Annotated in this window: 23 protein-coding genes; 8 read left to right on the forward strand and 15 right to left on the reverse strand. The window is 69.7% G+C overall.

The annotated features are described in order from the left end of the window. Positions 1-11: 11 nt before the first annotated feature. The 7 genes from OU415_RS04375 to OU415_RS04405 all read right to left on the reverse strand — a co-directional run bounded on the left by OU415_RS04375 (position 12) and on the right by OU415_RS04405 (position 6,556). The gene (locus OU415_RS04375; protein ID WP_270947230.1) at positions 12-1,019 is read right to left on the reverse strand and encodes a 2Fe-2S iron-sulfur cluster binding domain-containing protein; all 1,008 of its coding nucleotides are present in this window, start codon (positions 1,017-1,019) and stop codon (positions 12-14) included. 17 nt (positions 1,020-1,036) lie between these two features. After that, positions 1,037-2,023, reverse strand: coding sequence for an aromatic/alkene monooxygenase hydroxylase subunit beta (locus OU415_RS04380; protein WP_270947231.1), 987 nt, complete (start codon positions 2,021-2,023; stop codon positions 1,037-1,039). Continuing rightward, positions 2,020-2,358, reverse strand: a complete 339-nt coding sequence (locus OU415_RS04385; RefSeq protein ID WP_270947232.1) for an MmoB/DmpM family protein — start codon at positions 2,356-2,358, stop codon at positions 2,020-2,022. The genes OU415_RS04380 and OU415_RS04385 overlap by 4 nt, the downstream gene beginning before the upstream one ends. Positions 2,359-2,366: 8 nt before the next feature. Continuing rightward, the gene (locus OU415_RS04390) at positions 2,367-2,621 is read right to left on the reverse strand and encodes a toluene-4-monooxygenase system B family protein (protein ID WP_270947233.1); all 255 of its coding nucleotides are present in this window, start codon (positions 2,619-2,621) and stop codon (positions 2,367-2,369) included. 24 nt (positions 2,622-2,645) lie between these two features. Beyond that, positions 2,646-4,142: a YHS domain-containing protein gene (locus tag OU415_RS04395; RefSeq protein WP_270947234.1), complete on the reverse strand. Its 1,497-nt coding sequence runs from the start codon at positions 4,140-4,142 to the stop codon at positions 2,646-2,648. 47 nt (positions 4,143-4,189) lie between these two features. Beyond that, positions 4,190-4,894 (reverse strand): hypothetical protein, encoded by a 705-nt coding sequence (locus OU415_RS04400; protein WP_270947235.1) that lies wholly within the window; start codon positions 4,892-4,894, stop codon positions 4,190-4,192. 135 nt (positions 4,895-5,029) lie between these two features. After that, entirely contained in the window at positions 5,030-6,556 is a 1,527-nt protein-coding gene (locus tag OU415_RS04405; RefSeq protein ID WP_270947236.1) for a helix-turn-helix domain-containing protein, read from the reverse strand. A 263-nt stretch (positions 6,557-6,819) separates the two neighbouring features. On the opposite strand from OU415_RS04405, the gene OU415_RS04410 reads away from it, so the two are divergent. Together OU415_RS04410 and OU415_RS04415 are read left to right on the forward strand one after the other, a co-directional pair. After that, positions 6,820-7,791 carry a 5-oxoprolinase subunit B family protein gene (locus OU415_RS04410; RefSeq protein WP_270947237.1) on the forward strand — a complete coding sequence of 324 codons (972 nt, stop codon included), beginning with the start codon at positions 6,820-6,822 and terminating at the stop codon, positions 7,789-7,791. Further along, on the forward strand, positions 7,788-8,795 hold the full coding sequence (locus OU415_RS04415; protein WP_270947238.1) for a 5-oxoprolinase subunit C family protein: 1,008 nt from the start codon (positions 7,788-7,790) through the stop codon (positions 8,793-8,795). Before OU415_RS04410 ends, OU415_RS04415 begins: the two co-directional genes overlap by 4 nt. A 111-nt stretch (positions 8,796-8,906) precedes the next feature. Here the strand turns inward: OU415_RS04415 and OU415_RS04420 are convergent, their stop codons facing one another. The 4 genes from OU415_RS04420 to OU415_RS04435 all read right to left on the reverse strand — a co-directional run bounded on the left by OU415_RS04420 (position 8,907) and on the right by OU415_RS04435 (position 14,095). Beyond that, on the reverse strand, positions 8,907-11,279 hold the full coding sequence (locus OU415_RS04420; protein WP_270947239.1) for a glycoside hydrolase family 65 protein: 2,373 nt from the start codon (positions 11,277-11,279) through the stop codon (positions 8,907-8,909). Between the two features lie 20 nt (positions 11,280-11,299). After that, positions 11,300-12,052, reverse strand: coding sequence for an HAD family hydrolase (locus OU415_RS04425; RefSeq protein ID WP_270947240.1), 753 nt, complete (start codon positions 12,050-12,052; stop codon positions 11,300-11,302). Positions 12,053-12,176: 124 nt separating this feature from the next. Next, positions 12,177-13,664: an FAD-dependent oxidoreductase gene (locus OU415_RS04430; RefSeq protein WP_270947241.1), complete on the reverse strand. Its 1,488-nt coding sequence runs from the start codon at positions 13,662-13,664 to the stop codon at positions 12,177-12,179. A 116-nt stretch (positions 13,665-13,780) separates the two neighbouring features. After that, a complete protein-coding gene (locus tag OU415_RS04435; RefSeq protein ID WP_270947242.1) occupies positions 13,781-14,095 on the reverse strand; it encodes a hypothetical protein in 315 nt (104 codons plus the stop codon). Positions 14,096-14,347: 252 nt separating this feature from the next. On the opposite strand from OU415_RS04435, the gene crcB (OU415_RS04440) reads away from it, so the two are divergent. From crcB (OU415_RS04440) to crcB (OU415_RS04450), 3 genes are read left to right on the forward strand one after another with little or no spacing between them, the layout of a single operon-like run. Next, entirely contained in the window at positions 14,348-14,845 is a 498-nt protein-coding gene (gene crcB / locus OU415_RS04440; RefSeq protein ID WP_270947243.1) for a fluoride efflux transporter CrcB, read from the forward strand. Beyond that, entirely contained in the window at positions 14,842-15,183 is a 342-nt protein-coding gene (locus OU415_RS04445) for a DUF190 domain-containing protein (RefSeq protein WP_270947244.1), read from the forward strand. The genes crcB (OU415_RS04440) and OU415_RS04445 overlap by 4 nt, the downstream gene beginning before the upstream one ends. Beyond that, a complete protein-coding gene (crcB, locus tag OU415_RS04450) occupies positions 15,180-15,548 on the forward strand; it encodes a fluoride efflux transporter CrcB (RefSeq protein WP_270947245.1) in 369 nt (122 codons plus the stop codon). The genes OU415_RS04445 and crcB (OU415_RS04450) overlap by 4 nt, the downstream gene beginning before the upstream one ends. A 9-nt stretch (positions 15,549-15,557) precedes the next feature. Here crcB (OU415_RS04450) and OU415_RS04455 read toward each other — a convergent pair whose 3' ends face one another. Both OU415_RS04455 and OU415_RS04460 read right to left on the reverse strand, forming a co-directional pair. After that, entirely contained in the window at positions 15,558-16,151 is a 594-nt protein-coding gene (locus OU415_RS04455) for a GrpB family protein (RefSeq protein ID WP_270947246.1), read from the reverse strand. Between the two features lie 25 nt (positions 16,152-16,176). Continuing rightward, the gene (locus OU415_RS04460) at positions 16,177-17,454 is read right to left on the reverse strand and encodes a pyridoxal phosphate-dependent aminotransferase (RefSeq protein WP_270947247.1); all 1,278 of its coding nucleotides are present in this window, start codon (positions 17,452-17,454) and stop codon (positions 16,177-16,179) included. A 127-nt stretch (positions 17,455-17,581) separates the two neighbouring features. Between OU415_RS04460 and OU415_RS04465 the strand changes: the two genes are divergently transcribed. After that, positions 17,582-18,478, forward strand: coding sequence for a MurR/RpiR family transcriptional regulator (locus OU415_RS04465; RefSeq protein WP_270947248.1), 897 nt, complete (start codon positions 17,582-17,584; stop codon positions 18,476-18,478). An 18-nt stretch (positions 18,479-18,496) separates the two neighbouring features. Here OU415_RS04465 and OU415_RS04470 read toward each other — a convergent pair whose 3' ends face one another. Then, a complete protein-coding gene (locus OU415_RS04470) occupies positions 18,497-19,921 on the reverse strand; it encodes a Na+/H+ antiporter NhaC family protein (protein WP_270947249.1) in 1,425 nt (474 codons plus the stop codon). A gap of 122 nt (positions 19,922-20,043) precedes the next feature. Here OU415_RS04470 and OU415_RS04475 point away from each other — a divergent pair, with 122 nt between their 5' ends. Continuing rightward, positions 20,044-21,504, forward strand: coding sequence for an amidohydrolase family protein (locus tag OU415_RS04475; protein ID WP_270947250.1), 1,461 nt, complete (start codon positions 20,044-20,046; stop codon positions 21,502-21,504). A 122-nt stretch (positions 21,505-21,626) separates the two neighbouring features. On the opposite strand, the gene OU415_RS04480 is transcribed toward OU415_RS04475, so the two are convergent. After that, complete coding sequence (locus OU415_RS04480; protein ID WP_270947251.1) at positions 21,627-22,112, reverse strand: DUF6653 family protein; 486 nt, start codon at positions 22,110-22,112, stop codon at positions 21,627-21,629. 122 nt (positions 22,113-22,234) lie between these two features. Here OU415_RS04480 and OU415_RS04485 point away from each other — a divergent pair, with 122 nt between their 5' ends. Further along, positions 22,235-22,705: a GbsR/MarR family transcriptional regulator gene (locus OU415_RS04485; protein WP_270947252.1), complete on the forward strand. Its 471-nt coding sequence runs from the start codon at positions 22,235-22,237 to the stop codon at positions 22,703-22,705. Positions 22,706-22,708: the final 3 nt, after the last annotated feature.

Here is a 22,708-nt window from a genome sequence, read left to right on the forward strand (position 1 = left end):
AGTCCTCCTCCTCAGCAGAACCGGTCGAAGCGGAGCAGCTCCGCGTCCAGGCCCCGGTCGATCACCAGTGATCTCGCCAGCGCGTCGGTCATCGCCGGAGGACCGGCCGCGTAGCAGGTGAAGTCGGTGACGTCGTCGCCGAGATCGGCCACGACGGCCTCGTGGACGAAGCCGCGGAAGGCGTCCCCCGCGTCGTCGTGCTGCTCGGACACCGCGGTGCGGACGTGCAGCGCGCCGAGGCGGCGCCCGGCGAGCTCCAGCGACTCCGGCAGGACGATGTCGTCGGTCGTCCGGCCGCCGACGAACAGGTGGACGGTCCGGTCGGCGGCGTCGGGCAGCGCGGCCGCGCCGAGCACGATGCTGGTCATGGCGCCGATCCCGGATCCGCCGCCCACGCACGCGATCTTGCGGTCGTCGTCCTCCCGCAGGTGGGCGTTGCCGTACGGGCCGTCCAGCACGACGGTCGCGCCCACCTCCAGGTGGTCGAACAGGACGGAGGTCGCGCTGCCGCCAGGGGTCCGCTTGATGACGAAGCGCCAGTTCCCGTGGCAGTTGCCGATGTTGCTCATCGAGTAGGCGCGTTCGGTCCGGCCGTCCGGGAGCGTGATCATGGCGTACTGGCCGGGGCTGAACGCCGCCGGTCGCCGGGTGGCGAAGACGAACTCGGCCATGTCGTGGGTCAGCCGGTTGATCTCGCGCAGGTCCGCGGTCTGCCGCACGGGGCGGTGGCGAGCGGGTTGCTCGCTCACCGCGATCCGCACCGAGCACGACGACAGCGGTTCGCTCTGGCACGCGAGGCGGCGCCCCTTGCGCCGGTCCCGGGCGGTGAGCCCGGGCGCGTCGGGGCGGAGGTCGCGCATCTCGCCCTCGACGAGCTCGTAGCGGCAGCTCCCGCAGGAGCCGCTGTTGCACTCGTAGGTGGGGGAGAGCCCCGCGCGGAGGGCGGAACGCAGCAGCGTGTCGCCCTCCGCGCAGGCGAACCCGAGGTCCGTGCCGACCACCGAAACGTGGTGATCCATCAGCGCTTCCACCGTCCTCAGCCGCCCAGCCCGAGCTGGCGCTGGAACGACTTGACCGCGCCGATGGCGTTGTCGGCCGCTTCCGGGTTCTCCGGGATCTCCTCGCCGTAGGCGCGGATGGCGGCCTCGGCCAGCGGCTGCCACTTCTCCACCCAGGCGGTCAGCTGCGCGACGTTGGACTCGACGTCGGACATGTGCGACACCAGCGCCGACGTCCACCGGCGCGAGCGTTCGCTGTCGCGCAGCGCGGCTTCCGCCAGCAGCGCGTGCAGCGTGTCGCCGTGCCGGCGCGCGCTGACGCCGAGCTGCCGGAGCACCACCTCGTCGAACGCGGGCTTGGCGACGACGTTGAGCGCCACGAACGCTTCTGCCCAGTCGAACGTGGTGAGCTGGCGCTCCATGAGCTCGCGGAAGCCCTGCCAGACCGGCAGTTCCTCCCACAGCTCCCGTTCGCGGTCGCCGAAACCGATGCTGGGGTGGGCGATTCCCAGCTCGGCGGTGCGGTAGGCCACATTGGACAGCCAGCGCAGCGAGTCGGCCGCCTGGAACGCGGCGCAGTTGGCGATGGTGCTGGCGGGCGACATGTGCACCAGGTAAGCGCTGGCCATCTGGATGGTGTGCAGCAGGTAGCGGCTCGGCGTGTAGAGCTGGACCAGGGCGGCGGTCCAGTCGGGCGCCAGGCCCTTGTCGTGGCCCTCCGCGTTGTGCTGGTCGAGCAGTCCTTCGACGTAGGTCTCCTGGCCGTCCTGCAGGATGTTGTAGGTCCGGTAGACCAGCTCGTCCGGGTCGCGGAAGGCGTCCCAGTCCGGGTGCGCGATCGGGCTGCCGTTGCGGTGCTTCCGGTAGAAGTCGGCCATGAAACCGGTGTGCCCGACGTCCCACGGCTGCTCGGCGTCCCGGGTGTGCCACAGCAGCTTCGTCGAGACGATCTCGTACTCGCTGGGCTTGCGGCGCCTGGCGGTCAGGTGGCCCCAGGTCTTGAGGGGCTTCATCGGTGTGCTCATGCGTGGGCCTCCCCGGCCTCGGGGCTCTTCGCCCGCTCGAAGGTGTGGAAGAAGCGGTAGACGTCGCTGCCGGTGTCGATCCGGCCGACGAACGACGGCATGATCAGTTCCAGTTCGGACATCTTGAAGGGGCGGCCGAGCTCCTCGGCGATCGTGGCGCGGTGCAGCACGCACTCCCCGCCCTCCACCTCGATGCGGAGGTAGGAGCCGCGGTCGCGGATGTCCACGCGGCGTCCCACGTTGTCGATCACCGCGGCGTCGGCGACCGCGCGGGCCACCTCGCCGGACTGCAGCACCGGGCCGACCGGGTCGACGATGGGATCGATGTCGCTCATCGGGCTCCTCACTCGAAGTAGATTTCGATGCACTCGGTCGCTTCGAGCGCGGCATCGGCGACCGTGCTGTCGCGGGCGTACGGCGCGTCCGCGCCCTGCTTGCGGACGCGCAGCGTGCGGCCCGGCCGCTCCGCCACGTGGATGCCGATCGAGTTCGCGGCGGCTGCTGCGGCCACCTCGTCCATCGTGCTGCCGGAGTCCACCGGCAGGAGCTTGATGACGAAGTCGCCCTCGAAGTTCGCCGCCAACGGGATGATTGCCATGACTGGACCTCCTCGATCCGCCGGTCAGCCGGCGCTGGCGAGCTTGTTGCGGTAGGTGTCGACCCAGGCGAAGCCGTGCGCGTCCTCGCCGCCGGGGCCGATGCTGCCCAGCCCCATGTACTCGAGGACGCCGCCGAGGTCGGCCGGCTGGATGTCGCCGCCGAGGAACCGGTCGACGATGCTCTTGTGGTGCCGGTAGCGCTCCGGGTCGTCCTCGAAGATCCACTTGTCCACTTCGGACGCGAAGTGGTAGCGGCGTCCTTCGTGGACGAGCGAGATGTCGCGCAGCGTCTGGGAAGGAGTGCCCACGATCGGCAGCTGGGAGACGTTGCAGACGACCGGGAGGGTGCTCGGGATGGTCTGCTCGGTGCGCCCGTTCGCCAGGTTGTCGATCAGGACGTCCCACACTTTGCCGAAGGTGTCGTTCCAGCCGGGGTACTTCTCCTCCAGCCAGTCCCGCTCCTCCGGGCTCACCCCGGCGGCCGGGTCCCACCACAGCGTCGGGCGCCACGAGTAGGTGCCGAGGTGCTGGCCGTGGTGGTGCTCGGAGATGTCGCGCAGGAAGATGTCCCAGTACCACGGCTTGGACAGCCCGAGGTCTTCCAGGGACCGCATGAACTGCGTGACGATCCACTCCTCCATGAACTCCTTGAAGGACTCGCCGCGCACCTCCAGCGGCACGTAGTAGTCCATCGGGATGCCGGACAGGATCGTGAAGAGCCGGTAGGAGCGCCAGAACGCGATGTCGATCTTCTTCTGGGCCTCGTCCTTCCGGCCGTTCTCGATCAGCATCTGCAGCAGGGGAGTGCCGAGCTGCGCGTGCCTGGCCTCGTCGGACTGGATGCTCTGGATCAGCTTGGAGAAGGTGAAGTCGCCCGCGTTCGCCGCGTCCCCGGACAACCCGATGAACTGCAGGTTGGTGAAACCGGTTTCGAAGGCGAAGTTCGCGAAGATCGACGTGGACAGCGCGTCGCGGGTCATCATCACGTCGTCGAAGAAGTGCCGCGCGCCGAGCGTCACCCAGTTGTTGCTGAACATGGACGCGTGCGACCACTCGAACTGGCGGTCCTTGTTCACGTACTCGTGCGGGAAGAACAGCTGGATCTGGCCGTGCCGGATCTCGTCGAGCATCCCGAAGGTCGCCATGTTGCGCATGCCCGGTGCCTTGGACCAGCGCACGAATCGGGCTTCCTGGAACGAAGCGCCGTACTCGACGAGCGCGACCGCGGCGTAGTGCTCCTTGAGGATGGAGATCCACCCCGGGTCGGCGTTGTGGTAGAGGTCGGCCCGCTCCAGCGCGGCCTTCACCGAGTAGGCCCCGGCGTCCTTCTGCCGCTGCACGTCGACGTACTCGCGGTAGCTGATCTTGTAGGGCTCGTCGTAGGTGGCCCAGATGTGGTCGGGCAGGCCCTCGCCGCCGCTGAGCTCGGGCGGGAACAGCTCGTCGGCCGTCACGTACTTCGGGGTCCACTCGGTGCTTCGCGCGATGTCGTACCACTGCGCGCGTTCCAGCAGCGCCATAGTCGCTCCTCAGCGATTCGTCGTGGGACAGGGGTTTTCGGGATCGATCAGCTGCCGTGCTCGGAACCCAGCGGTCCTTCGCCGCCGGGGTAGCAGAACGTCATGGACGGGGCGTAGAAGCCGAACGTCACCTGCAGCGGATCCGCCGGCCGCAGCTGGTAGGTCGGGTGGTCCGGGGCGAGGAACTCGAGGGACAGCACCTCGAACTCCTCGGCGACGTCGGCGACGTACGGGTAGCGCCCGCTGATGAACTCCTCGTCGCGCCGCGTGATGTAGCGCAGCTGCCCGGCGACCCGCTGCGGTGCGCCGACGCGAACCCGCGCCGTGGTGCGGATGACCGGCCGGCCGCCGATGCGGGTGGTGGCGACGAGGACGTCGTCGTCGAGGATCAGCTCCGTGCGCCCGCTCTCACCGGCCGGAACGCCGCGTTCGCGGGCGTAGCGGGTCATCGACTCGGAGCTGTTGTGGTAGTGGGTCCACCAGCGCCCCGGCACGCCGGCCTCGGTGTCGAGACCGGACAGGTTGGCCCCGAGGTAGGTCAGCGAGTAGGCGCCGAACGCCTCCTCGCCGACGGCCGAGGTCTGCTGCGGCCCGTCGACCACGTACTGGTTCAGGTAGCAGGAGCGGTCGTCGGCCGGGGTGAGGCCGTCGGGAACCAGCTTCGCGACGCTGTCCGGATCCGCTGGAACCCACACCAGGTAGAGGGTTCGGGAGTCGGTGATCAGCTGCGGGGGGTGCAGCGACGTGCCCATTGGCGCCTCCTGGCTGACCGTGGCGATCTCGGCGTGACTTGCACCTCAGATCGTGTTCGACGGCGGCCGCGGGCAGCAGTGCGCATCTTGGACAACGTCAGCGCGAACCGTGCCACGTTGGCGCACTAAAGCCGATCAGAGCTGGTCATCGAGCTGCAGCGCGATCCAGAGCTCCGCTCTGGTGGTCGGGTCGTCGATGTTGACGCCCAGCGCTTCGGCGACCTTGCCCATCCGGTGGCGCAGCGTGTGGCGGTGGACTCCCAGCGCGGAGGCCGATGCGTCCGATTGCCCGTTGTTCGCGAGGAACGTCCGCAACGTGTGCCGGAGGTCGACCTTGGGGTTGCGGCTCTTGTCGCTCAGCGGGGCCAGCAGCGCCTCGGCCCATCCGCGCGCCTCGGCGTTGTTCAGGTGCCGCAGCACCCCGGCCGTCACCACGTCGCTGGCGAGCGCCAGCTTGCCAGTCGTACCCGACGCGCTGGTGAACACCGTGCGAACCTGCTTCCACGCTTCGGGGAGCTCGTGCGGCGGCGTCGGGTCGCTGACCGCGCCGCGGGCGTGCGGGATGCCGCGCAGCAGCGACTCCAGCGTGCGGATGTCACCTTCGGCGGGAGGCATCACGACGACGACCCGACCGCGCTCCCACTCGGCGACCAGCGCGCAGAGGCTGCGCAGCCCGTGGTCGTTCTCCGCCTGCTCGAGCAGTTCGAGCTCGTGCCCCGCCGGTGCCCCGAGCAGGGCGACGCGGAGGTTCCCGGAGGGGAAGTCGGAATCGAGCGATTCGGCGATCGACGCCGCCAGCTCGACGTTGCCCCCGATCGCCGCCTGGAACACCGCTCGGCGCTGCCGCCGCTGGGTGTCCAGGATGCCCCAGGCGCTGTGCAGGTCGGCGCACAGCAGCGACACGGCCGTTCCCAGCACCGCGTGCTCGGCCCGGCTGAACTGCGTCGACCTGCCCACCGCCAGGTAGCCCCGGATGCGTTCCCGCACGATCAGCGGGAACAGCACGACGGACTCGCCCGCCACGGTCATGCTCAGGCTCGACGAGCCGCCCTGCTCCCGCAGCCGGGGCAGGTCGATGCGGATCCGGGCCAGGTGCATGCGCGCCGCGGGCACCCCGGCCCGGAGCTCGCCGTCCTGGTCGAGCAGCAGCACCCAGCTGTGCGTGGCCTTCGCCAGCCGCTCGACCATCGCGCGGGCCGCGTACGGCGACAGCGAGGCGCGGGTGAGGTCGCGTTGCGCCGCGACCGCGAACTTCAGCTCCTTCTGGCGCTCGTCGGAGATGCGTTGTGCCACGAAGCGGCTGATGGTGCCGAACCGGGTCTTGGCGGGGACGGAGATCAGGGGCAGCTGCGCCGCCTGCGCGGCGGCCACGAGGTCGGCGGGGACGTTCGAGTAGAAGGACGTGGTGCCGAAGCCGAGCGCGACGGCTCCGGCGGCGGCCAGTCGGTCGACGTACTGCTTCCTGGCTTCCAGATCCTGTGGGATCCTGGATCCGGTTGTCAACACCAGCTCGCCACCGTCGACATAAGACGACGGATCGGTCAGTTCGCTTATCAGCGCCCACGTCAAGGTCTTCCGCATCGCGGGAGTGCCCGCGCCGGCGACGACGGACAGGTCGAGGCCCGGTCGGTCGACGAGTTCCTGGACCGTCAGAGCCGACATCGTGCCTCCTGATCGGACGGTGCGCGGATCGGCGCAGGGCGAGGTGGACTGCGCATTCGAAGGGATGTGCCCGGGGTTTCGCGGCGACGCGGCAGCAGGGGACTCCTGGGGCAGCGGACCTTATCACGGCGCATTCCGCGATCGTCCGCTCTGGACAACGACTTTCGACGTCTGTACAAAATGAGCATCGCTCCCGGGTTCCGGGATCGGTGACACTGGCTAGCCGTCCGACGCACGTGGGATTCCAGGAGGGGTAGTCGTTCATGGCGGCGATCATCGCTACCGCGGAGGTCAGCACCAGCGGACTGCGCGTGACCTACCGAACCGCCGGTGATCGCGGCGTCTTGATCGAGTACGGGCAGCAGTTCCCGGTCGACCTCGGCCTCAACTTCTTCGTGCACGCCGCGGCCCGGCACCTGGACCAGCACCCGGTGCGCGGGATCCTGGAGGTCGTGCCGGGGCTGCGGTCCCTGCTGGTCCACTACGACCCGAGCACCATAGGTCAGGCCGGGGTGGTCGCGGCGATGGACGAGTGCCACGAGGACATACCCGAGCCCGACTCGCTCGTGCTGCCGAGCCGGCGGCTGCGGCTGCCGATCGCGTTCGACGACTCGACGTCCAGGGAGGCGGTGAACCGCTACCGCATCAGCAGCCGCCCGGAAGCGCCGAACGTGCTGGACGGGAACAACATCGACTACATCGTGGCGTGCAACGGGCTGCCGGACCGGGAGAGCTTCTACGCGACGGTTCTCGAGACGGAGTGGTGGAACGCCTTCACCGGTTTCTACCCGGGACTGCCCTCGCTGCTGCCGCTCGATCCCCGCTCCGAGGTGTTCGCCCCGAAGTACAACCCGGCCCGCAGCTGGACGCCGGAAGGCGCCGTCGCCCTCGGCGGTCCGTGCCTGGTCATCCACCCGATCGAATCTGCCGGTTCGTACCAGATATTCGGCCGGACGCTGCCGATCAGCGCGCTGACCCGGCGGCCCCGCGCCCACCGGATCGACCCCATCCTGATCTACCCGTGCGATCGGATCTCGTTCTCCCGGGTCAGCGAGGCCGAGCTGGTCGAACTCCGCAGGCAGGTGTTCGAGGGGCGCTACGACTACGACATCGAGCCGGGCGAGTACGCGGTGGCGGAGCACTGCAGTGCGGTCCGCGACGAGCAGGTGGCGGCCGAGGCCGAGCGCCGCCGCGCGGCCCGCCAGGCCGCCCACGGACTGGTCAAGATCCCGTGACGCCGCGGGTGGACGAGCAGGCGATCCAGGCGTTGGAGGTGCTGGAGCCCGGTCTGCAGACGACCGTCCAGGACCACCCGGGTCGCCTCGGTCGGCAGGCGCTGGGGTTCTTCCCCTCCGGTCCGGTGGACCACCTCGCGTTCCGGTTGGCGAACATGCTGGTGGGCAACCGTCCCGGCGCGGCGGCCTTGGAGATCCCGCTGGGACGCTTCCAGGCGAGCATGCTGTGCGACACCGCGATCGCGGTGTGCGGTCCGGAGGTGGAGGTCTCGCTCAACGGTGCGCCGATCCCCATGTGGGAATCGGTCCCGGTGCGCGCTGGTGACCAGCTCAGCTGCGGGGTGATCCGCGGCGCGGGCTACCGGATCTACCTGGCCGTCGCGGGCGGCATCGAGGTCCCCGCGGTCTTCGGGTCGAGATCGACGTTCCTGGTGGCCGGCATCGGTGGCCACGACGGCAGGGCGCTGGAACGTGCCGACGTGCTGCGGATCGGTGCACCGGGCGAGGAGCGATTGCCCCGCCGGGTGCCCGTCTCGCTGCGGCCGAGCTACGCCGCCGATTGGGAGATCGAGGTCCTGCGCGGCCCGCACGCGGACCCGGACTTCCTGACCGCCGAGGACTTCACCGAGTTCCTCGAGGCGTCGTGGCGCTGCGACCTGAGCTCGGACCGGGTGGCGGTGCGGTTCAACCCCCACCGGTTCCGCTGGGCGCGGGCCAGCGGGGACATCGCCGGAGGGCACCCGTCGAACATGCTCGACGGGAGCTACCCGCTCGGCGGGATCCTCGCGTACGGGGACGTGCTCACCATCCTGGGACCGGACAGCCACACCTCGGGCGGGTTCGCGGTCATCGCCACGGTGGCGTCGGCGGCGCTGTGGAAGGTGGGGCAGCTGCGCCCCGGCCGCGACGCGGTGACCTTCCGGGAGATCGACCTCGAGCAGGCGGCTGCGTTGGACGCCCACGTCGAGCGGTTGCTCGACGCCCGAACGCTGGAGGTGCGTTGACCGAGTCAATTGCCCAGTGGCGCAAGATGTCTGGAAAGTCCGAAGTGGACCGTTGGTGCGCCATCCGTTCGGAGTCTGACGAAAACCTCACGCCCGGCGGTCGTCGAGAGCTCAGCCGCCAGGAGTCGGCCGGAGCCGGCGTCGGGTCGGAGCGCGCCCCGCGGGCTGGTGGGGAAGGGGGTTCTCCGGCGGCGGTGGGATCGGCATGGTGATCTCCTCGCCGTGGGTGAGCGTGATGCGGTGGCCGTGGTGCGAGGTCTGCACCGGCTCGCCGTGGGTCAGCGCGTAGATCGCTTCGTCGTGGTGGATGGTCACGCAGATCCGGCTCTCCGCGAAGCACATCCGGAACGAGATGCGGCTCAGCGCAGGCGGTAGCCGGGGCGCGAAGCTCAATTCGCCGCCGTGGTCCCGCATTCCGCCGAACCCGGCGACCGCGGCGATCCACGCACCGGCCAGCGCGGCGATGTGCAGTCCCTGGCGCACGTTGCCGTAGATGTCGTGCAGGTCGGCCAGGGCCGCCTCGGCGAAGTAGTCGTAAGCCAGTTCCAGGTGCCCCACTTCGGCGCAGAGCACCGCCTGCACGGAGGACGACAGCGACGAGTCCCGCACGGTCAGCGGCTCGTAGTACGCCACGTTCCGGGCCTTCTCCTCCGGGCTGAAGGCGTCCCCGCGCATGAACATGGCCAGCACCAGGTCCGCTTGCTTGATGACCTGCTTGCGGTAGAGGTCGAAGTACGGGTAGTGCAGCAGCAGCGGGTAGTTCTCCCGGGGTGTGTTCGCGAAGTCCCAGTGGGCGTGGTTGGTGAAACCCTCGGATTGCGCGTGCACGTCGAGCGCGTCGTCGTAGGGCACCACAACCCGGTCGGCCGCATCCCGCCAGCGGGCCGTCTCCTCTTCGTCCACGCCCAGCTCGCCGGCCAGTTCCGGGTGCTTCTCGCAATGCGTCGCTGCCTCGTGCAGGTTCCGCTGCGCCATCAGGTTGGTGTAGACGTTGTTGTCGACCACGGCCGTGTACTCGTCGGGACCGGTGACCCCGTCGATGCGGAACCGCCCGTGCGCGTCGTGGTGCCCCACCGACGCCCACAGCCTCGCCGTCTCCACCAGCAGTTCCAGCCCGGCGGTCGCCTCGAACTCCTCGTCCCCGGTGGCTGCGAGGTAGCGGGCGGTGGCGTCGGCGACGTCGGCGTTGATGTGGAAGGCCGCCGTACCGGCCGGCCAGTAGCCGGAGCACTCGTCGCCGTTGATCGAGCGCCACGGGAACGCGGCGCCCGCCTGGCCGAGCTGAGCAGCGCGGTTCCGCGCTTTGTCCAATGTGGAATGCCGCCATTGCAGCGCGTTCCGCGCGGCCTCCGGGACGGTGTAGGTCAGCAGCGGCAGCACGAACGACTCGGTGTCCCAGAACGCGTGCCCGTCGTAGCCGGGGCCGGTGAGCCCCTTCGCCGGGATCGCCCTGGTCTCCCCGCGGGCACCGGCCTGCAGCACGTGGAACAACGCGAACCGGACCGCCTGCTGCAGCTCGGCGTCGCCGTCGATCTCCACGTCCGAGGCCTCCCAGAAGTCGTCGAGGAAGGCGCGCTGCTCGTCGAGCAGACCGCGCCAGCCGCTCTGCCGGGCGCCGGCCAGCGCGGCTTCGACCTGGGACCGCAGGGCCTGCGGGGACCGCTGGCTGGACCAGCCGTAGGCGACGTACTTCGTCAGCGAGAGCTTCTGCCCCGGGGACACCTCGGCGGCCGCGGTCAGCCGCGCCAGGTCCCCTTCGGTCCGGTTCTCCGTCCACACCTGGCCGGGCGCGTCGAGCTCGTGGTCCATCGCCGCCGCCATGCGCAGGCCGGACCGGCGGGTGTGGTGGCCCAGCACGGCTCGGCGGCCCTCGCCCACGGCGAAGTCCGGGACCAGCGCGCCCTCCAAGACGGCGGTCACGCGCGGATCGTCGACCTCCCGCTCGATCGGTTCGTTGGCGATCAGCTCGGACTGCACGACGAGCGGCACGCGGCCGTCCAGCGGCTCGACCTCGTAATGGATCGCGGCGATGGCGCGCTGGGTGAACGAGACCAGGCGCTCCGAGGTGATGCGCACGTGCCGACCGGTGGGGGAGACCCACTCGGTGTCGCGCCGCAGCGTCCCCGACCGGAAGTCGAGCACGCGTTCGTGGTGCGGGGCCGAGCCGTAGCGCATGTCCAGCGGCTCGTCCTCGACCAGCAACCGGATGATCTTGCCGTCGGTCACGTTGACCACGGTCTGCCCGTCCTCCGGGTAGCCGTACCCGGCCTCGGCGTAGGGCAGCGGGCGGCGTTCGTGGAAGCCGTTCAGGTAGGTGCCGGGCAGGCCGCGAGGTTCGCCCTCCTCGAACGAGCCCCGGAGTCCGATGTGGCCGTTGGACAGGGCGAAGGTGGATTCGGTGCGGCGCAGGGCGTCCAGGTCCAGCCACCGCCACCGCAGCTCCCACGGGGCCACTTCGTAACCCGGCAGTCGAGGAGTCGTCACGTCGTCCACCACCTCGCGCTTCAGCGGTCCGCGACCAGGAGGTCGGCCAGGTCCTGGACCACGACGTCGGCGCCGTGCGCCCGCAACTCGTCCGCCTGGTGGGTGCGGTCCACGCCGACGACCCACCCGAACCCGCCGGCCCGCCCGGCCTGCACCCCGGCCAGCGCGTCCTCGAAGACCGCGGCCTCGGCCGGTGCGACGCCGAGCGCCCGGGCCCCGGCCAGGAAGGAATCCGGTTCGGGCTTGCCGCGCAGGTTCTGCTCGGTGATCACCAGGCCGTCGACGCGCGCTTGCACGAACTGGCTCAAACCCGCCGCGTCCAGCACCGATGCACCGTTCTCCGAGGAGGTCACCACGCCGATCGTCAGCCCTGCGCCCCGCACTGCCTCCAGGTAGCGCACCGAGCCCGGGTACGGAGTCACCCCGTGTTCTCGGATGATCGTTTGCAGGGTCTCGTTCTTCCGGTTGCCCACACCGCGGATCGTGTCCGCGTCCGGCGGGTCGTCGTGCTGCCCCTCGGGCAGGGAGATGCCACGGGAAGCGAGGAACTGCCGCACGCCGTCCGCTCGCGGCCGCCCGTCCACGTACTCCAGGTAGTCGTCCTCGGTGAACGGCGCGAAGTTCGTGCCCTCCCGTTCCCGCAGGAACGCGTCGAAGGTCTGCTTCCACGCCGCCATGTGCTGCACGGCGGTGCTGGTGAGCACCCCGTCGAGGTCGAAGAGGCAGGCCGCGATCCGCTCCGGTGCCACGCGGCGCTGCCCGGACTGGCCCATGCTCGGAAGATTTCCGGGAACGCAGGACTCCAAACGTGGCCGTGGTCTGCCAGGCACGAACCGTGAGCTCCGGACGTCCCCAGAACAGCGCTCGGCAGGTTGCTCGTGATGATGTGCGGTCCGTTCACACCTGGTGGGGGCCTGGTTCGCCCAACCAGAGTTCCAGCACCCGGCGCAGCTCTTCGGCGCTGGGGCTTTCGGCTGCCCAGGCTGCGTAGCCGTCGGGGCGGACCAGGAGGGTGAAGCGCAGGTCACCGGCCGGGGCAGCTGCCACCACTCGATCCGCCCACGACTCGGCGACAACAGCAGTGTCCCGGCCCACCAGGACGAACTTGCGCTGGCGCAGCGCCTCGTACAGCCGACCGGGCACACCTGCCAGGCGGATGTCCGGTACGCGGCGGCCGGTGAGCGGATGAGAGCACCAGGGAGCACGGTAGGCGATCCCGATGCCGGATATACCGCGTGCCACGTGCGCCTCCACCACGCCCAGCTGGTGCGCCACCGAAGCCACCCCCGCCCGCAACGCGCGGATCAGCGGTGACCGGGTGATCACGGCGGTGAGGAGTGCGTGGCTCACGCGCAACACCATCCGCCCCACCGGATAGCGCTCCGCGTGGTAGCTGTCCAGCAGCGGATCCTCGGCCCAGCCGTGCAGCACGGCTGCCAGCTTCCAGCTGAGGTTCGCAGCGTCCTGCATCCCGGTGTTCATGCCCATGCCGCCCAGCGGCGAGTGGATGTGCGCGGCGTCGCCGGCCAGGAACACCCGCCCCCGCCGGTAGTGGGGGACCTGCCGTTCATCGCTGTGGAAGCGGGAAAGCCAACGCGCGTCGTGCATCCCGAGGTCGTCGCCGACCGTGAGCTCCGTGATCTCCCGGACCTCGTCCAACGTGACCGGGGCGTCGTCGGGCAGCTGGGCCTGCCGGTCCCAGCCGATGATCCGGTACCAGCCATCCCCGAAGGGCGCGAAGAAGGTGAAACCGTGTTCGTTCGAAGCGAAGCGCAGGACTTCCGCCGGCGGACGCTCGAGGAGCACATCGGCCAGCAGCACGGACGTGACCACCGGCCTCCCGGGGAACGGCATCCCCAGGCTCCGCCGGACGGTGCTGCCCGCCCCGTCGGTGCCGACGACGTAGCGGGCCCGGAGCGTTTCCGGCGTGCCGTCCGGACCCCGCACGTCGACGTCCACGCCGTCCCGGTCCTGTCGCACGTCCGTGGCCCGAACCCCCCGCCGGAACTCAGCGCCGGCGTTCTGGGCGCGGCGCAGCAGGAGCCGCTCGACCTGCCACTGGGGAGTCGTGAGCATGAAGGGGAAGCGCGTTCGGAGCTGGGAGAAGTCGATGTGGACGCGGCTGAAGGGACGCATCTCCGCGGTCGGCGTCCCGGTGCTGATGAGTTCCTCGGCCAAACCACGGGCATCGAGCTGCTCCAGCGTTCGCGCATGGACGCCGAAGGCGCGGGTCAAGTGGGATTCGTGATCGCGCCGTTCCAGCACCGCGACGTCGACTCCAGATTCGGCGAGATCGCCCGCGAGCACGAGTCCGGTCGGACCGGCCCCGATCACCAGCACGTCCCTGATCGGCGTCCGGTGTCCGTCAGCAGAGCCGCCAGCCACGTCTCCGAGTGTCGCCCCAGCCGGGAGGTGACGCTCGGCGAGGCAGTGAATTCCTCGTGGAGAAGGAAAACCGGTTCTCAGGGGTCGCACATCGCGCTGCCGCTGGTCGCGTGAAGTCAGATGTCGTCCTCGCGGTGGTCGTGCGCCCGGAACACGTCCATCAGCAGGTCCTCGGCGTGGCGGTACTGCAGGGTGTCGACCCACAGCCGGTACTTCCCGGTGGCGCGCCGCCCCGCGGGGTGCGCGACGTAGCCGGCGATGCGCGCCTCGGCGAGGGTGAACAGCACGTCGGCGAGCTGGTCCGCACCGATGTCGGCCAGCTCCGCCCACGACGCGGCGGGCACACCGTTGTCGAACCCGCCCGGCGGGAACCAGAACATCGGACCGCGTTGGTCGAACCCGTGGTCGGGTTCGCGGCGTGGCGCGCTCACCCCTCTCACCGCCCCTTCGCTCCGCAACCGCATCCAGTGTCACGCGCAACGCGCTCGCTCCGCCACCCTCCGCACGCGCGGGAAGCGCTCGGTATGGCGGCGGGCACGAACGGCGGACACCACGAGCCCGGGCGGGTAACCTCGGAGCCGGTGGTGGGGCTCACCGATCCGGACGATCCGGAGAACCGCGGTATTGCCGCCAACAGTCCCTACTCGACCTGACGACCGTTGGGCTGCAGTAGGGAGAAGTGCGTGACCAGCGATGCCGAGCTCACCGAACCGATCGATCCGGACGTGGACCTCCGCGTACGCGCGCAGCGACGTGAACTGGTCCGTTCCCAGCTGCCCGTCCTCGGGGTGATCTCCCTCGGCGGCGGCATCGGTGCGCTGGCCCGCTTCGGGATCGCGCAGTGGCTGCCGACCGGTCCCGGCCAGTTCCCGTGGGCGACGTTCTGGACCAACGCGATCGGCTGCTTCCTCATCGGGATCCTCATGGTCCTGATCACCGAGGTGGTGTCCGCGCACCGCCTGGTGCGGCCCTTCATCGGCGTCGGATTCCTCGGCGGTTTCACCACTTTCTCCACCTATGCCGTGGAAATCCACAACCTGCTGAAGCCGGGGTCCGTCGGTACCGCCTTCGCGTACCTGGTCGGAGCCCTGCTGGCTGCCGGGCTCGCGGTGGTGCTGGGCGTCTGGTTCACGCGGTGGGCCACCGGCGTCCGCCGCTCCGCGGGAGGTGACGCCGCATGAAGGAAGAACACCCCGCCCTTCGGCTGTCGGTCTTCATCGGCGAAGACGACACCTGGCACCACAAACCGCTGTACCACGAGATCGTCCGGCGGGCCCGTGAAGCCGGTCTCGCCGGCGCCACCGTGCTGCGCGGCAGCGAGGGCTACGGCGCGCACTCCACAGTGCACACCCAGCGGCTGCTCGACCTCGCCGACGACCTGCCGATCATCGTGATCATCGTCGACGCGGCGGACCGCGTGCGCGCTTTCCTGCCCCAGCTGGACGAGCTGGTCGCGGAAGGCACCGTGCTGCTCGAGGAAGTCCACGCCATCCGCTACACCAGGAGCCACCAGTCGTGACAGCCGTACTCGTCTTCGTCGGCGCCATGGTCGGCGCACCCCTGCGCTACCTGACCGACCGCAGCGTCCAACGCCGCCACGACAGCGTCTTCCCCTGGGGCACCTTCACCGTCAACATCGCCGGATCCCTGGTCCTCGGTGGCCTCGCCGGCGCTGGCACTGCCCTGCCCAGCCCCGCGATGGCATTGCTGGGGCTCGGCTTCTGCGGAGCGCTGACCACCTACAGCACGTTCAGCTACGAAACCCTCCGCCTCGTCGAGAGCCACGCCCACTTCTACGCGGCGCTCAACGTGATCGTCACCGTGATCGCAGGCGTGGGTGCAGCCCTCCTCGGTTACACCGCAGTAGCAGCCCTGATCAGCTGACCTGCCGATTCAGCTGGTCCGGTTCCGCGCCCAGTCGCGCATCAGCGGCTGGATCTCGTCGAGGAAAGCGGACTTCGCGCGCGTGTAGTCGTCGTAGTCCGGTGCGTCCGCATGCTGCTCGGCCAGGTCGCGCTTGATCTGTTCGTAGCGACTCGCCTGGTCGGGGTGGTGCCGAAGCCAGTCGCGGAACTCGACGACGAACGCGGCGAACGGAGAATCTGTTCGCCGGACGTGCAGGATGGCGGCCTCGGCGGGAGCGTGGAAGAGCCGCTTCTCGTAGAGCGCGGCATCAGCACGATCACCCGGCCTCGGGGTGTCCCGGTAAACGCCCGGTGAATCCCGCCGCGCGCCACGAGCAGGGACGAAGGGCGTCGGCGCGAGAGCGTCGGCGAGTTCCGCCAGATCCGGCAACGACGGCATCCGCACCTGCAAGTCCACGATCGGCTTCGCCGCGAGGCCCGGTACCGCGGTGGAACCGATGTGCTCGTAGACGAAGTGCTCGGCCCCGGCAAGAGACGCGAACGCCGACCGAACCCCGCGGAGCAGGTGCTCCGCCCGAGCAGGCCAAGCCGGATCGTGCTCGACGACAACGGCAGACGGCATGCGGCGACGCTACCAACACCCCGGCTCAGCGCCTTCGAACCGTGCGCCGGGCGTCGTACCGGCGGAAGGATTCGAGTGCCGTGCGGATTCGGTTCAGGGCGTTGTCGATCCACGGCAGCGCGACGGGGTCGGCTGATCGCAGGGCTTCCCAGCGCTGTTCGTCGGTGTCGCCGTAAAGGAGGCTGGTTGCGACTCGGAAGCGTGGTGCGGTCGGGTCGTCGCCGAAGGCCGAGCCGGTGAGGACGCCGATCCCGTGGTGGTCCAGGAGGTGATCGGCGACGGCGTCTGCGCCTTCGATGCCGTGCTCGGCCAGGTCGGCGGCGAGGGGGCTGAAGTCGGGGTAGAGGTAGAAGGCGGCGGTCGGTTTCCGGCAGCTGGCGCCGACCGCGGTGAATTCGTGGTGCACCGCGGTGGAAACGGCCTCGTGCAGGGCTCGGCTCGACGCGATGTGCGCCGTGACCTCCGCGGGTTCGTCGAGGACGTGCGCGGTCACTTCCTGCATCGGTGCGGCCAGGCTCGACCAGACCTCGCTGGCCAAGCCGATCACGGTGTCGAGGGTTCGGGTTCCGAGTTCGCCGGTGGGGAAGCGGGCGAAGCCGATGCGCCATCCGCCCAGGGCCATGCTCTTGGACAGGCCGCCGGTGACGAAGCAGCGGTCGGGGATGTGCACCGCGGGGGAGATCACTTTCTCGGGTTGGTAGGCCACGTCCCGGTAGATCTCGTCGGAGATCACCGCGAGGTCGTGCTCCTCGGCGATGGCGCACACCCGCTTGATGAGCTCCGCCGGAGCGACAGTGCCGGTGGGGTTGTCGGGCAGCGTCAGGACCAGGACCCCGGGGTTGCCGCCCTCGCGACGGGACCGGGTGAGGGCGTCGGCGAGCAGGTCCGGGTCGGGGACTCCGCCGGCCTCCTCGGCGACGTCCACCCAGAGGACGCGCTTTCCGGTGAGCGCGGCCTGGGCCGCGTAGGTCACCCAAGAGGGGCGGGGCAGCACGACGTCGCCGGGCAGCGCCGCGATCAGCGCGTACAGCAGGGCTTTGCTGCCCGGTGCGGTGACGATCTGGTCGGCTGCGGTGGGCAGGTCGCGGCGGGTGAAGTAGCCGGCCGCCGCCTCGCGGACGCGGGCGTCGCCCACGACGGGACCGTAGCCGTTGCGCCCTGCGGCGTCGCGGAGCACGTCGGCGACCGAGGGGAGGACGGGCAGGCCTGCTTCGCCGAAACCGAGGTGGACCACCTGTTCCCCGGCTGCGCGCCGGGCCGCCAGCCGTTCGTTGATCGCCAATGTCGCCGAGTGGGCAACCACGTCGTCCTCCTTCGCACCGCACGCATCCTGTGCAAAAAATATTGCACAGACCGACCGCAATGCCAAGAACATGTCGAACGTGCAACCTGCTTTGCAGGGCGAGCGAGCGGGTGAGCATCATGTGTGCATGCCCGCCGAGAAGCACGCACCGGAGACCTTCGACGAACTCGCCGCACTGCTGCGGGCCAGGCTGCCCGGACTCACCCGATCCCAGCGGCTCCTGGCCGAGCGGGTGCTCGCCGATCCCGAGGGCGTGGCCTTCATGACGGTGACCGAACTGGCCGCGGCCATCGGCGTGAACGAGTCCACTGTGGTCCGCTTCGCCACCGGACTCGACCTGGACGGTTTCCCCGGTCTGGTGCGCTTGTGCCGGGAGCGGCTGCGGGAACAGGCCCAGCTGCTGCGCAGGTTCGCCAACCTCGAATCGTTCGCGGCCCAGGCCCGGCATCCCATCGAGCTCGCAGCCGCCTTCGACCAGGCCAACATCACCCGGAGCATGGCGCGGGTCGACCGGCCCGCCTGGCAGGCGACGGTCACCGCCCTCGCCGAGGCGCCCCGGGTTCACGTGATGGGGCTGCGCAAGTGCTACTCGGTGGCGCACCTGCTCGGGTACCTGCTCGGTCTCGTCCGCGAGGACGTCTCGGTGCTCGACGGTGCGCACGGCACGCTGACCGACCAGCTGCGCCGCGTCCGCGAAGGTGACTGCTTCGTCGGCATCTCCATCCACCGGTACTCCGCCGACACGGTGCGCGCCTTCGAGTGGGCATCCGGGAGGGGTGCGACCGCGGTGGCGCTGACCGACAACCCCGCATCACCGCTGGTCCGCACAGCCGAACACGCCTTCTACCTCGACACCACGGGGGTGTCGGTGCTGCGCTCGATGACCGCGTTCGTCGCGCTCGTGCAGGCGATGGCCACCGCCGTCGCGGCGGAGCGCGGAACCGAGGCGCGCTCCGCCCTGCTCGTCGAGGAGGAGCTGCTCGACTCGTTCGAGGTCTACACGCCCGGCAGCGACGATCGATGACAGTCCGACGGGGGCGGTTCAGTGCAGGATCGCGAGCTCGACGGCATAGACGGCCAGGGAGACGAACAGCAGGATCCACGAGCTGTAGAGCACGCGCTTGAGCGCAGTGGAGCGGGCCATGCCGACGGGCGCGATCATGTTGACGCCGGGCGCCGGGCCGTAGGTGTCGGCCTGCGCGGAGGCCAGCAGCACCACCGACCACGCCGGAACCGGAACGCCGAGAGCGGCGGCGGTCGGGCCGAAGATCTTGTCCACCAGCACCACCTGCGCCGCTGAAGCGCCCTGGATGCCGAGCCAGCCGATCAGCCCGACGATGATCAGGAAGGCGAACGTGCCGAGCGCCTGCAGGTTCCCGCCCCACTGCGCCATCAGCACCTCGTACGGGTTGATCTCCTCGATGATCAGGAACAAGGCGCCGAGCAGCCAGAACATCAGCAGGAAGTTGAACAGCCGACCGCAGCCCTCGTAGAGGGCGGTCAGCAGTTCGGTGGCCTTCAGGCGACCGGCGAAGCCCGCGACGGCGGCCATGACGAGCAGGGCGAGAGCGGCGAACGCCGTGCCGGGGCCAGCGATGACCGCGTACGCCACGATCGCGACGAAAGCGACCAGGAACGCGACGGTGCTCGCGCGGGCGTGCGCAGGGATCTCCGCGCTGCTGTCGGCCTCGTCCTCTTCGCCGTAGTAGTCGTCCGCGTCGACCGGGTGCCGCAGGTTCCAGCGGACCAGCGCGAAGCCCGCCGCGAAGCACGCCACCGCCAGCGGCCCGCCCGCGGTGAGCACGAAGTCGGGGTAGGAGATGCCCGAAGCGGTGCGGATCGCGACCATCGAGCCGACGAACGGCGCGACGAACATGCCGCAGGTCCCGCCGACGAACAGCATGAGCGCGGTACCGGACTTGGTGAAGCCGAGCCGCGCGGCGATCGGGATGACCAGCGGTGCGGCCAGCGCGAACGCGCCGATGAGCGTGCCGAGCGCGACCACCAGGACCGCGCTGGCCAGCATGATCCCCAGCTGGGCGCGCGCCGGGGAGTCGTCGCCGAGCTTGCGCATGATCATGCGCACCAGGTCGGCGGCGGCTCCGGTGCGCAGCAGCACTTCGCCGAGTCCGCCGCCCAGGACGATGATCATGCCGATCGCCAGCACGTCCGAGCCCAGCGCATCGCCGAGGAAACCGGCTGCCTCCGCGGGGTTCGAACCGAGGACGAGCAGAGCCGACGCGCTGGTCACGACGGCGGCGATCACGATGTCCAGATCGATCAGCAGCAGCACGACGAACAGCCCGAGCGGCAGCAGTCCCCACAGGGTCGGGGGCTCGGTCAGCGGTCCGAGCACCGCGCTGGCGATCAGGCCCAGTGCGACGAGCCCGCCCTGGATCCTGCGGCGCACGGTGTTCGCGCGTGCCGGGGCCGTGTCTCCTGCGTCGAGGGTGCGGTCAAGGCTCATGCGGGTCCTCCGAGGGCGCGCCACTGGGCATGTTCGAGGAACCGTACTCAATCGAATTTGCAGTGTCATTACACAAAGCAAACTCTCTTGCATATAGCGTTCCGCGTTGCCTACTGTGAGCCATGCTTTCGAGTGCTCCAGAACGGCTGCTGGTGCGCGGCGGCCACGTGGTGGACCCGGCCTCCGGTGTTGATGGCGTCTGCGACGTCCTGATCGAGGACGGCAGGGTGGTCGAACTGCGCCCCGAGCTGCCGGCGGCGGGGGCGCGGGTGGTCGACGCCGATGGCGCATACGTCCTACCGGGCCTGGTCGACAGCCACGTCCACCTGACCCACCTGGCCAATCCGCACGCCGTCCGGACCAACGCCCACGAGCGCCTGGCCAGGGCCGGTGTCACAACAGCCGTCGAGTTCTTCGACTTCGCCAGCGCGCTGAACCAGTGGCCGGCATCCACTGCGGGCCTGACCGTGTTGGGGCTGCAGGGAATTCGGTCCCACCAGGGCACGGCGTCGCAGGCGGTGGTCCGGGACGAGATCGCTGCGGCGTTGAAGGGTGGCGCGATCGGGGTGAAGATCCTCGGCGGTCACTTCCCGAACTCGCCGGACACGTCCGCCCGCGTGATCGCCGAGTCGAACGAACTCGGCGCCTACTGCGCTTTTCACGCCGGCACGACGCGCCACGGCAGCAACCTGGACGGCATGCGCGAGACCGTCGAACTCGCGGACGGCAACCCGGTCCACGTCGCGCACACCAACGCTTACTTGCGTGGCGCGACGGCGGACGTGGACGCGGAGAACCGCGCCGCCCTCGACCTGCTGATGGGTGCCCGCCGGGTGGTGAGCGAGGCCCACCTCGCCGAGTTCAACGTCTGCGTGGGCTCGATGACCGACGGGGAACCCGACGACCACATCGTCATCAACTGCCTGCGACTGGGTGGTTTTCCGACTGGTGCGGCAGGGCTGGAGAAGGCGTTCCTCGCCGGGTACGCGCACGTGCTGCACGACGCCGGGGCTGAACCTGCCCATGTGACGGGCGAAGAGGGTCTGCGGTTGTGGCGCCAGGACCCGGGCGGAACGATGCTGAACTTCCCCGTCAACAACCGGTTCTCGGCGTTCTACCAGTCCTGCGCGCGCGTCGGTGCTACCGGTTCGCTGAACTGGAGCGGCGACGGCGAGTTCGTCGTCGACGCGATCTCCTCCGACGGAGGATCCTGGCGCAACGTCATCCTGCGCCACGGATTCTCCCTGGTCCGGTTCGGCGCGCTGACCACGAGCCAGCTCGTCGACAAGGCGTCCCGTCGACCAGCGCAGCTCTTCGGCCTCACCGCGAAGGGGCACCTGAGCCCCGGCGCGGACGGCGACGTGGCCGTCGTGGAACCGAACACCGGCGAGGTCCGCCTGACGATCGCGGGCGGCCGGGTCGTGTTCGACGGCGAGAACGTCGCCAGCAGAGGTGGAAAGGTCCTCACCACCGCAGAAGGCGCAGCCGCCATCACCGCCCGCGGTATCACCGCCGAGGTCATCGACCTCGAAACCAGCACCTTCCGAACCCGGATCACCCGCCAACCCGCACCTGCCGCCTGAAGCTCGACCGGACCAAGCGGTGGTGACGTCCGTCGATTCTGCTTGGGACCGGCTCTTCTGATCGACCGAACCGTGCCGTCGAAAACGCTGCCAATTTCCGGAGAAATCGTCTCGCGCGGGGGTCAGTCGTTCTGCTGGGTTGCGTTCTGGTGTTGTTCGAAGAGGAGGCCGTAGCGGTCGATTCGCCACAGCTGGCAGAGGACGAGGACTGCTGTGCCGAGGATCAGCGGCCAGACGTCGAGGGCGGTGAGGCCCCAGGTGATGAGGGCGAAGCCGAGCATGCCCGCCGCCATCAGGAGGCGCAGCACGATTCGGTGTGCTGCCGGGGCTTTTCCTTCGAAGTGGAGCTTTTCGCCGTAGATCCCACGGGCCGCCCAGCTGTTCGGTTCGACCGGGCCGAAGAGGCGGACGTTCAGCCAGAGGAGCCAGACCAGGACGGCGCCCACGCCCGCGAGCGACCACCAGCCGATCCAGTCGCGGCTCCAGACCGCCAGCTCGAAGACGGGGATCGCGGCGAATCGGGTCCACACGCTCCACGGGTTGGCGTGCCGCTTCCACGTCTCATCGGTCATGCCGTGGGCTTCTGCAACCACGTTGCTCGCGCTCATGGCTGTGCGTCTCCTTCGACGACGGGACATGCGGTGCGCATCTCCACTGCCATGACCGTACAGAATTTTCAGAAATTTGTGGACAGTCTGAATGTTGGGGATTCGTTGATAGGCTCTGGTGCGTGGATACCGAGCAGCGGCTGCGCGACGCGGCCGAGAAGCTGGCGCTGACCCTTTCGCAGGGCGGCATGCAGAAGACGACCGCTCGGGTGATGACCGCCCTGCTCTACACCGAGCAGGAGTCCATGACCGCCGCTGACCTGCGCGATCAGCTGGCCATCAGCTCCGGGGCGGTGTCCGCGGCGGTCAAGCAGCTGATCCCGCTCGGCCTGATCGAGCGGGTTCCGGCTCCGGGCAGCCGTCGCGACCACTACCGCTTCCGGCGCGGCGCTTGGGCGAGCCTGATGTCGCAGCAGAACGCGATCCTGCAGGTCATGGTCGCTGCGGCCGAGGAAGGCCTCGATGCGGCGGGGGACGAGGGTGCCACGGCGCGGCGGCTGCACGAGATGAAGGACTTCTACGCCTACATGGCCGAGCAGCTGGTCCCGCTCATCGACACCTGGCGCGAGAAGTACGCCGCCCAGCACGGCTGACGA

This window comes from Saccharopolyspora oryzae (genome assembly GCF_027853915.1).
In the GTDB taxonomy this organism is placed as follows: domain Bacteria; phylum Actinomycetota; class Actinomycetes; order Mycobacteriales; family Pseudonocardiaceae; genus Saccharopolyspora; species Saccharopolyspora oryzae.

Coding starts and splice junctions, on each gene's coding strand:
- OU415_RS04375 (WP_270947230.1), bottom strand. CDS start 1,019: ATGGATCACCACGTTTCGGTGGTCGGCACGGACCTCGGGTTCGCCTGC.
- OU415_RS04380 (WP_270947231.1), bottom strand. CDS start 2,023: ATGAGCACACCGATGAAGCCCCTCAAGACCTGGGGCCACCTGACCGCC.
- OU415_RS04385 (WP_270947232.1), bottom strand. CDS start 2,358: ATGAGCGACATCGATCCCATCGTCGACCCGGTCGGCCCGGTGCTGCAG.
- OU415_RS04390 (WP_270947233.1), bottom strand. CDS start 2,621: ATGGCAATCATCCCGTTGGCGGCGAACTTCGAGGGCGACTTCGTCATC.
- OU415_RS04395 (WP_270947234.1), bottom strand. CDS start 4,142: ATGGCGCTGCTGGAACGCGCGCAGTGGTACGACATCGCGCGAAGCACC.
- OU415_RS04400 (WP_270947235.1), bottom strand. CDS start 4,894: ATGGGCACGTCGCTGCACCCCCCGCAGCTGATCACCGACTCCCGAACC.
- OU415_RS04405 (WP_270947236.1), bottom strand. CDS start 6,556: ATGTCGGCTCTGACGGTCCAGGAACTCGTCGACCGACCGGGCCTCGAC.
- OU415_RS04410 (WP_270947237.1), top strand. CDS start 6,820: ATGGCGGCGATCATCGCTACCGCGGAGGTCAGCACCAGCGGACTGCGC.
- OU415_RS04425 (WP_270947240.1), bottom strand. CDS start 12,052: ATGGGCCAGTCCGGGCAGCGCCGCGTGGCACCGGAGCGGATCGCGGCC.
- OU415_RS04445 (WP_270947244.1), top strand. CDS start 14,842: ATGAAGGAAGAACACCCCGCCCTTCGGCTGTCGGTCTTCATCGGCGAA.
- OU415_RS04455 (WP_270947246.1), bottom strand. CDS start 16,151: ATGCCGTCTGCCGTTGTCGTCGAGCACGATCCGGCTTGGCCTGCTCGG.
- OU415_RS04465 (WP_270947248.1), top strand. CDS start 17,582: ATGCCCGCCGAGAAGCACGCACCGGAGACCTTCGACGAACTCGCCGCA.
- OU415_RS04470 (WP_270947249.1), bottom strand. CDS start 19,921: ATGAGCCTTGACCGCACCCTCGACGCAGGAGACACGGCCCCGGCACGC.
- OU415_RS04475 (WP_270947250.1), top strand. CDS start 20,044: ATGCTTTCGAGTGCTCCAGAACGGCTGCTGGTGCGCGGCGGCCACGTG.
- OU415_RS04480 (WP_270947251.1), bottom strand. CDS start 22,112: ATGAGCGCGAGCAACGTGGTTGCAGAAGCCCACGGCATGACCGATGAG.